The sequence below is a fragment of the Leucobacter holotrichiae genome (genome assembly GCF_055791005.1).
Genome location: NZ_JBVUAC010000037.1, coordinates 1 through 1,003 on the forward strand (window position 1 = coordinate 1; position 1,003 = coordinate 1,003).

The following is a 1,003-nucleotide window of genomic DNA, read 5'->3' on the forward strand; positions in this document are numbered from 1 at the left end:
GGTCAAGTCCCGGGTGGTGGTGTAACGGTTGGTCCTTCGTGGTGATGGGGTCAGGCGCTGAGCTCGAGAACGGTATCGATCACCCCCTCGACGTCGTTGTCTGTGACGAGGGTGAGGCGGCTCTTCGCGAGGATGTCGAGGCCGAGGTAGCGGCGTCCTTCGGCCCATTCGTCGGTTTGCTCGGCGAGGACCGCGCCGACGAGGCGGATAATCGCGTCCCGGTTCGGGAAGATCCCGACGGAGTCAGTGCGGCGGCGGATTTCCCGGTTGAGACGCTCATTCGGGTTGTTGGACCAGATCTGCTGCCACAGGCCTTCCGGGAACTGCGCGAAGGCGAGAATATCGGCGCGGGCCGCGTCGAGGTGCTCGTGAGCGTCGGGCAGTTTCCCGTCGACGTAGTCCAGGAGCCGGTCGAACTGAGCGTGGACCGCGTCGGCGTCGGGCTGGTCGTAGACGGAGTGCAGCATCGCTTTCACCGCCGGCCACATGGCCTTCGGTGTCACACTCATCAGGTTCGCTGCGTAGTGCGTGCGACAGCGCTGCCAAACAGCACCGGGCAGGTTCGCTGCGATTGCTTCGACGAGTCCTTGGTGGGCGTCGCTGGTGACGAGGCGGACGCCTCCGAGACCGCGGGCGACGAGGTCGGCGAAGAACGAGTTCCAGGCTGCTCCTGTCTCGCTGGTGGCCACGCGCAGGCCGAGCACCTCGCGACGCCCGTCGGCATTGACACCGGTCGCGACGAGCACCACTGCGCCTATGACGCGGCCGCCCTCGCGAACTTTCATGGTGAGAGCGTCGGCAGCAACGAAGGTAAACGGACCGGCGTCGTCGAGCGGTCGGTGTCGGAACTGCTCGACGTGTGCATCGAGCTCCGCCGCCATCCGGGACACCTGCGACTTCGACAGGGAATGGATGCCGAGGGTCTTGACGAGCTTGTCCATCCGGCGTGTGGACACGCCGGCAAGGTAACAGTCGGCGACGACGGTGATCAGCGCGGTCTCGG

At 65.9% G+C, this 1,003-nt stretch carries 1 protein-coding gene; it reads right to left on the reverse strand.

What is annotated here, in order from left to right; translation table 11 throughout:
• Positions 1 to 50: 50 nt before the first annotated feature.
• A partial coding sequence (locus AC0KXF_RS15165; protein WP_473109963.1) for an IS256 family transposase occupies positions 51 to 1,003 on the reverse strand: 953 nt, incomplete at its 5' end.